Here is a 7738-nt window from a genome sequence, read left to right as displayed (position 1 = left end):
AAGAAATTCCCCCTTATCCCCCTTGTCCCCCTTGTCCCCCTTGTCCCCCACTCCCCAATTACCGATATCCCTGCCAAGGTGTGACTTCGAGATTGCCGTTGGGCTGAAATACTACTTGGTAGTGAGCGAGGGGTTCTTTGGTGTTGGGAGGGGCTACATTTGAACCGTAAAGTGCGTTGAATATCTTGGGAAGGGGTGTTTCCCGGAAATAATCAAAGGCTACTTGGTTAAGTGGTTCATAATCGGCGATCGTTCCATCTTTGTTGACGGCAACTCGATACTTCAAATTTTGGGAAAAACTGGGAGTTCCGCCCCAATTTTGGCGAATGTTATCATAAAGCTTCTTATTTAAATCTTTGACAGCGTTGGCATCTGTGATTTTTGAGCCGATAACTTCTGGTGTGTTAGCGTATCCACGCCAAGGGCTAACTTGCAGCACACCTTGCTGTGTAAATACTACTCGAAATTGAGCGATCGGTTCATTATTAATACCACCACGTTTGGCAGGATTATAAAGTAGTTTTGGCAGGGGAGTTTTTTGTATTGCCTGATTTGCTTCTTTATTCGTGGCTTTATAACCGACGATGGCACCATCTGCTGCTACACCGAGACGATAGACTAAATCCTCATTTAATCCTGAGCGATTAGCCCAATCAGGATTAATTTGATTATAAATTTGGCGATTTAATGCCCGCAGTTGAGAGGCATCAGTAATTTCCGGAACTGTTTTTAAAAGAGCTTCTAAATCTGTTGTAACTGCGCTTGTTGCAGTCGGGGTGGTAGTTGGTGTGGGAATACCACTTGCTATGGGAGATGCACTCGCTGTGGGGATGCCAGATGCTGTGCGATTTGTAGCATCTGCTGCTTTTTGTGTGGTGGTGGGTGTTGTAGAGTTAGTCTGCTGTTGTGGTTGACGCAGTTGTGGAGCTGGAATCAAGCCGAAGGCTAGAGCGCATACAGCCAAACTCGATACACCCACACCCGCTGGTAATGCTTGCTTGATAAAGGCTTGACTTGCAAGACCAGAACCTTTGCCAACAGGTTGTAATTCGAGTGACAACTCTGGTAAAGTTTGGCTATCAGCAAAAAACTGATCCACCGCTTCGACTAAATCAAACAACTGCACACTATTCAAATCGATTTGAATTGGTGCTTTACCATTATTAGATTTAGCTTCTGCATTTTTTTGCACATCTGAATGCACAATCAATCTATGTCGATTGCTGTGAATTTTCTCAAATTGCACTAATTCCGATTCTGTGTTGTGTGCGAGTGGGTTTGGCACACTGCTCAAAAATTCTTGAGCATAACCACTAACGGCTCTCACCAAACTTTCAAAAAATTCCCGTCCTCCCACTAATGGCTGATTTGAGCCAGATATATAGCATTCTGCATTTACCAGAATTGACAGTTCTGGGCGCATTTCTTGGAAGTGTACGGCTCTTGTGGCATCACTTAAACCTTCTAAAAGCAGTGTGCAATTAGGTAAACTATACTTACGTTGAATATTCATTCTACTTCCCCGTCAAAAAGACTAATCCAGAAGCGTTGCATTCCCGCTGTACCTGTACAAAATAATAATTTACCTAACAAATTCATCGCCAGTTCATCTATTTTTTCATCAGAAGTTAATGCCAAAAAACCAGAACGGCGGGGATTCATGCGGCTTTTAAAATGCGTTCTAAATCGCTCTAGATAATTAGAAAGCCGCAAATTTTGTTCTAAGGGAATCTGTTTGTCATTCATTTGTTGATAAATCATTAGCATTTGGCGGATGACAACTGTTAACCGTCGTGCCAAATAGCAAGCGATTACTACCAAAGCTTTTGCCTCGATAATTGTCAAAGGACGGCGAATATTTGCTCTACGTAATGGGTTAGTGCTACGCATTCGCCATAAATTCACCCGGTCTTTAATAATACCTTTGAGCTCCAATTCTTCAGCAAATCCCAAAATTGCTTCAGAGCCACCCAGTTCTAAAGCTTCAATTGCTAGTAAAATAAGGTCAATTTGCACGCGGGTTGTACGGGGACATCCTTGTCCCTCAATTGCAGGATCGGGGAGAGTGTCCAGAATCATCGGCGCTGATTTTTGCGTGGGACTACTGTTGAACGGCGTTAAAGAAGCGGAAACATTCATTATAAATACCTTGTGCGATCGCAACAGACTAGGTAAAACTAATTTAAGATAGCTAGTCTAAAAAAAGAACACTCTCACGATAAAGGCAGTAGTAGGACTGCCTGATATATAGATTACTTACTCGTTTTACTCAAAGGTTTCCGTATATTGAAATCGGAAGTTTTTCAAACATAAGTTTAATAGCAACAATAGGTAGTATAATTCCATCTTTAGCTTGGTGTAGATTCTGATAATCGTCAATGGATTGTGCGTGATGAAGCAATGATCCCAAGCGTATGACATTATAGTGTACGATTTTTCAGGTATCTAGGATTAGGCATCGGGCATCGGGCACGGGGCATTGGGGACTGGGAAGAAACAATAAAGAGAATCTTTCTAACTCCAAACTCCGCTCCTCCAAACTCCGCTCCTCCTAACTCCGCTCCTCCAAACTCCGCTCCTCCCCATTCCCCCTCTACAGTTCCCCATTCTTATGGATTTAAAGTCTCTGATTCGCGACATCCCAGATTTTCCTAAACCCGGAATTGTCTTTCGGGATATCACCACCCTCCTGCGCGATCCTCAAGGACTGCGTTACACTATTGACTTTCTTGCCGAAAAATGCATTGATGCCGGACTAAAAGCTGATTATATTGTGGGGATGGAGTCACGGGGCTTCATTTTTGGTACACCTCTAGCTTATAAATTAGGAGTTGGTTTTATTCCAGTTCGCAAACCAGGTAAGTTACCAGCAGCAGTTTATTCGGTTGAATATGAACTAGAGTATGGTACGGACTGTTTGGAAATGCATCAGGACGCTTTGCATCCCAATAGCCGGGTTTTGATTGTAGATGATTTAATTGCCACAGGTGGAACTGCGAGTGCGACGGCAAAGTTAGTACAGAAAATTGGCTGCGAACTTGTGGGATTTGGGTTTATCATCGAGCTACGGGATTTGCAAGGACGAAAAAATCTGCCGGATGTGCCGATTATTAGCCTTGTGGAATATTAGTGAAGAGTCCAAAGTCCAAAGTCTACAGTCCAAAGGTTTTTGACTTTTGACTCTTGACCCAAGACTGTTGACTGTTGACCTTTGACAAACTACTATGACTTCTACCAGAATTTCCTTAGAAGCGGGTCGAGATTGGCTGTATAGGCTGGTCACTAGCGAAACCTTTATTTATGTCATCAAGCGGCTATTACAGGCGCTTTTGACATTGTTTTTAGCATCAGCATTGTCATTTTTTATTATGCAGCTCGCACCAGGGGATTATGTCAGTTCCTTGGAGGCAAATCCGAAAATCTCTAAAGAACGAATTGATGAACTGCGACGACAGTTTGGTTTGGATAAGTCTTGGCTGGAACAATTTGGACTTTGGTTGTGGAATATTTTGACACGGGGCGATTTTGGGACGAGTTTTTCTTATAATCGTTCTGTGGCATCTTTGTTGTGGGAACGCGTACCAGCAACATTGCTGATGGCGATCGCTTCTTTAATTGTAACTTGGGCGATCGCTATCCCCTTAGGCATTACCGCCGCCGTCAAGCAAAATCGCGCTTACGACCGAATTTTGCAAGTCTTAAGCTACCTCGGACAAGGATTTCCCAGTTTCATTGCCGCTTTGTTTTTACTGTTCTTTGCCCAAATCACCACCCCCCTGTTTCCCGTAGGTGGTATGACCAGCATTTATTACACCGACCTCTCCCCTATTGGGAAAATTATAGATATAGGCTGGCACTTAATTTTACCCACCATCGCTTTAAGCATCACTAGCTTTGCTGGTTTACAGCGAATCACTCGCGGCGAAATGTTAGATGTACTGCGTCAAGATTACATCCAAACCGCTCGCGCTAAAGGGCTACCCGAAAACCGCGTTATTTACGTTCATGCCCTTCGTAACGCCGTTAACCCCTTAATTACCTTATTAGGCTTTGAATTGGCTGGTTTATTAAGCGGTGCTTTCATTACTGAGCAGTTTTTTAACTGGCCCGGTTTGGGAAAGTTGACTTTACAAGCTTTATTGAATCTAGATGTGCCTCTAGCAATGGCAAGCTTGGTAATGGGTGCAGTACTCCTAATACTCGGCAATTTAGTCGCGGACTTAATGCTCAAAGCTGCCGATCCCCGCATTCGGTTAGAAAATTTAAATTAGTTAGTTGTTAGTTGTTAGTGGTTGATTGTCCCCCCTGTCCTCTCCATCGGGAGCATCCCAATTTTGAACAAATATTTTACCCGACACCCTAGAAGGGTGCAGCTATACAAACGAAGCCCACCGACCTGGGCTAAGAACTCTTATAGCCCAGGTCGGTGGGCTTTGTCCGTGTAGCCCCAGGCTTATAGCCTGCGGGCTTTTTGCACGCATTGGGATGCTCCCTCCCCATCCCCCCCTCTCCCCATCCCCCCATCCCCCTCCCCTCCATGCTGTCCGAAGTTTATTATCTAATACGCTCAAAATCTGATGGTAGTTATCTTACTGCCCGTCCTAACTCTCAAGGAACGGGCTATTTGTTGCTATTTCGCGAAAACTTTGATGCTCTGAGCTACCTCAACACCCACGCAGCTGAACTGGCAAGCCGCTTTTCTGTAGAATCTGTTCCAGGGACGCAGGTAAAAAGTTTACTGAAACGCTGGAGTTTCAGCGGTGTGGGCATTGTTACAGATCCGTTGTTACCCAATGTAGAATTTTTGCAGCAAACCTGAATTGGGGAATTGGGAATTGGGCAATGGGCAATTGTTTAATGGGCAATGGGCATTGAAAATTAAGAATTGGGAATTGGAAATAAAGCCAAATCTTGACCCTATGACCCGATGCCCAATTCCCAATTCCCCATTCCCTAGACTGCTGCTTTTTCTAATATCAACTTAGAACCCTTCAGTGCTTCTGGAATTGAGGTGGGGTAATCGCCGGTAAAGCAAGCAGAACAAAAACTATTGGTGTCTTCTTGCGTTGCTTTTAGCATTCCGTCCCAACTGAGATAGGCTAGGCTATCTACTTCTAGTTGTTTAGCAATTTCTTCTACTGATTTGGTGGCAGCAATTAGCTGATCCTGGGTGTCGGTATCGATACCGTAGAAACAAGGGTGAGTTACTGGGGGTGAGGAAATTCGCATATGCACTTCCACAACACCGGCATCCCGCAAGGTTTTGACGAGTTTTCGGCTGGTTGTACCCCGGACGATAGAATCATCCACAATCACCACTCTTTTGCCGTATAGGACATCTTTGAGGGGATTGAGTTTCATTTTTATTCCCGACTCGCGCATCATTTGTGTTGGCTGAATGAAGGTGCGTCCAACATAACGATTCTTAATCAATCCTTCGGCATATCGAATACCAGAAGTTTGAGAAAAGCCGATGGCAGCGGGTATACCAGAATCAGGAACACCAAAAACAATATCTGCTTCTACAGGAGATTCTTCAGCTAGTCGCTGCCCTAAGCGCAGTCGGTAGCTGTACAATGTTTCATTGTGCATCATGCTATCAGGGCGGGCGAAGTATATCATCTCAAAGATACACAGCTTCTTTTGGGGTTGTTGAGTCCACGGGAAGGAAGCTAAACCATCTTCGGTAATCCAAACTAATTCCCCCGGTTCCACGTCACGCAGATAATCGGCATTAATGATATCTAATCCACAGGTTTCTGATGCGAGTACGTAGCGAACTGGATTTTCACCCAAGGTGCCAATTACTAAGGGACGAATGCCATTAGGATCGCGAACACCCATAATGCCAGTTGGAGTGCCTATTACTAAACTAAAAGCACCATTGCAGCGGTTAAATGCGCGAATGCAGCCTTCTAACCAGTCTGCACCAGCATTGATTTCTTCGGCGATCGCAAAAGCAATCATTTCTGAATCGGTTGTCGTCACTAAGTTGCATTTGCTCTTTAGCAACTCTTCTCGCAAGTGTGCGGTATTGACTAAGTTCCCATTATGTGCTAAAGCTATTGAACCCAAGCGAGTTTCGACAACAGCAGGCTGGGCGTTAACTTTCCGGCTGGAACCTGTAGTTGAGTAACGAGTGTGACCAACGGCTAAGTTACCCGGTAGCTGACTCAAAATGGATTCGTTAAACACATGGGATACCAAACCCATGTCTTTGTGCAGGTGTACTTGTTCCCCTGCAAATGTGGCAATTCCCGCTGACTCTTGACCTCGGTGTTGCAGGGCATAAAGTCCAAAGTAGGTCAGTTTGGCAACGTCTTCCCCAGGTGCGTAGATGCCAAAAACGCCGCAAGCTTCTTCTGGCTTGTCAGCACGGGCTTCAATTGCGTGGTCATCCAAGGAGACGGAATGGTTAGGAATCATGCTACAGCTTTGCTCCAGATGAAATTTTGAGTCAGTGGGATGAATATATAAGTGAATGTTTTCAGAAATATTAACTGACCTTAATAAATCGTTAACAATCCATATACATATAACAGTACCTTAATCATGCTTGGGGATAGCAAACATTCGTGGTGAATATTCAGGAGTTGAAAGTCAGAAGTAAAAGTCATAACTCCTAATTCCGCTCCTCCTGTAGAGACGCGAAATTTTGCGTCTCTACAACTCCTCACTCATAATTCTTAACTTATAACTTTTAACTCCGCACCTTTTAAACGTCTTTCGATCGCATGAGAATAGCGATCGCTCATATCTTCGATCCTAACGTTGATTAAACTTTGGTTATCACAGGTTAGCACCCCCAAATCAGTGTTGGAATTACTAACCTTGCCAAGTTTCTGCCAATAATTAGCCAATTGTTCATTTAATAAAGATTCCCAAATTTCTTGCTGTTCTAACGCTACAGAAACGATAATTCGCGCTCCACCTTCACCAAACAGCACCTCATCCCATCGAAGTTGTGAATTGCTTGATGCTAATCCTAAATTAATTTGGGCACCAAGTTTACCAGCAATGCAACATTCTGCCAAAGCAACAGCTAAACCACCTTCAGCACAATCATGAGCTGAACGAATCCAACAAGAGCGAATTCCTTCACGGCAAATTTGTTGTACACACCTTTCCAATTCAAAATCTACCCGTGGAGGGCGTCCTGCTACAGTATTATGGATAGTGGCTAAATATTCGGATGCCCCCAATTCAGTTTTGGATTTCAAAGGCAATCCTAAAAGATAAATAATATCACCCTCGGATTGCCATGCTTGACCGCAAATTTTGTCCAAATCAGGAATCAACCCAACCATACCCACAACCGGGGTAGGATAAATTGCTTGCGGGTTGCCTTCTGAGTCGAGAGTTTCATTGTAAAGTGAGACATTACCGCCAGTAACCGGCGTTCCTAATTCCCGGCAACCTTCAGCCAAACCCCGACAAGCTTCTGATAATTGCCAATAACCAATCGGTTTTTCCGGACTGCCGAAATTTAAGTTATCTGTCACCGCTATAGGTTCAGCACCCACACAGCTGAGATTGCGTGCAGCTTCAGCCACAACTGCCTTAGCACCCTCGTAAGGGTCAAGATAGACGTAACGAGGATTGCAATCAACTGTGGCAGCAACGGCACTTTGGGGGGTGGGGGAAGCGTGGTGTGGGGGAGTGGGGGAAGAAATACCACCTTGTCCCCCTTGTCCCCCTTTGTCCCCTTTCTCCTTTTCCCCCCCCCCCCCCCCCCCCC

Annotated in this window: 7 protein-coding genes; 3 read left to right on the top strand and 4 right to left on the bottom strand. The window is 44.6% G+C overall.

Annotated elements, in window-relative coordinates:
- Nucleotides 1-58: 58 nt before the first annotated feature.
- The gene (locus tag OGM63_RS09700; RefSeq protein WP_263745308.1) at nucleotides 59-1513 is read right to left on the bottom strand and encodes a DUF4335 domain-containing protein; all 1455 of its coding nucleotides are present in this window, start codon (nucleotides 1511-1513) and stop codon (nucleotides 59-61) included.
- Entirely contained in the window at nucleotides 1510-2139 is a 630-nt protein-coding gene (locus OGM63_RS09695) for a DUF3038 domain-containing protein (RefSeq protein WP_263745307.1), read from the bottom strand. The genes OGM63_RS09700 and OGM63_RS09695 overlap by 4 nt, the downstream gene beginning before the upstream one ends.
- A gap of 472 nt (nucleotides 2140-2611) precedes the next feature.
- On the opposite strand from OGM63_RS09695, the gene OGM63_RS09690 reads away from it, so the two are divergent.
- The 3 genes from OGM63_RS09690 (at nucleotide 2612) to OGM63_RS09680 (ending at nucleotide 4819) form a co-directional block, all read left to right on the top strand.
- Complete coding sequence (locus tag OGM63_RS09690; protein WP_263745306.1) at nucleotides 2612-3130, top strand: adenine phosphoribosyltransferase; 519 nt, start codon at nucleotides 2612-2614, stop codon at nucleotides 3128-3130.
- Between the two features lie 94 nt (nucleotides 3131-3224).
- On the top strand, nucleotides 3225-4271 hold the full coding sequence (locus tag OGM63_RS09685) for an ABC transporter permease (protein ID WP_263745305.1): 1047 nt from the start codon (nucleotides 3225-3227) through the stop codon (nucleotides 4269-4271).
- Nucleotides 4272-4537: 266 nt separating this feature from the next.
- Complete coding sequence (locus OGM63_RS09680) at nucleotides 4538-4819, top strand: hypothetical protein (RefSeq protein ID WP_263745304.1); 282 nt, start codon at nucleotides 4538-4540, stop codon at nucleotides 4817-4819.
- Nucleotides 4820-4953: 134 nt separating this feature from the next.
- Here the strand turns inward: OGM63_RS09680 and purF are convergent, their stop codons facing one another.
- Together purF and OGM63_RS09670 are read right to left on the bottom strand one after the other, a co-directional pair.
- Complete coding sequence (purF, locus tag OGM63_RS09675) at nucleotides 4954-6426, bottom strand: amidophosphoribosyltransferase (RefSeq protein WP_263745303.1); 1473 nt, start codon at nucleotides 6424-6426, stop codon at nucleotides 4954-4956.
- Nucleotides 6427-6686: 260 nt separating this feature from the next.
- The coding region (locus tag OGM63_RS09670) for an AIR synthase related protein (protein WP_263745302.1) at nucleotides 6687-7738 on the bottom strand (1052 nt) is incomplete at its 5' end.

Origin of the sequence: Plectonema radiosum NIES-515 (assembly GCF_025753815.1) — a bacterium.
Classification (GTDB): domain Bacteria; phylum Cyanobacteriota; class Cyanobacteriia; order Cyanobacteriales; family Nostocaceae; genus Hassallia; species Hassallia radiosum_A.
The sequence above is the reverse complement of the archived record's forward strand: the minus strand, read 5'-3'. Positions and strand labels throughout refer to the sequence as shown.